This window comes from Flavobacterium sp. R1_16 (assembly GCF_057652095.1).
Genome location: NZ_JBYFCG010000053.1, coordinates 1 through 244 on the forward strand (window position 1 = coordinate 1; position 244 = coordinate 244).

The 244-nt window shown below is 39.3% G+C and carries 1 protein-coding gene; it reads left to right on the top strand.

What is annotated here, in order from left to right; translation table 11 throughout:
• Positions 1–61 precede the first annotated feature (61 nt).
• The gene (locus AC23L6_RS13420; protein WP_487570232.1) at positions 62–157 is read left to right on the top strand and encodes a hypothetical protein; all 96 of its coding nucleotides are present in this window, start codon (positions 62–64) and stop codon (positions 155–157) included.
• The last annotated feature ends 87 nt before the right edge of the window (positions 158–244 follow it).

Sequence of the window (244 nt, forward strand, 5' to 3'; positions counted from 1 at the left end):
ATTGGTGCTGATGGATTTTTGAGCTGAATATCATGGCTTCACTGCCGATGTTACTCTAACCATTCCTTCCAATGGAAAATTTTCAGAGGAGCAGAAATTGATTTATGATTTGTTATATGAAGCTCAAGAGGCAGGTATTGCAGAGGTGCAAATATGAAAGAGTTTTGCCGCTCCCGATCAAGCTGCGCGAAAAATAATTAGTAATGGTTTGCTAAAACTGGGAATCATCAACAAGCTGGAAGAT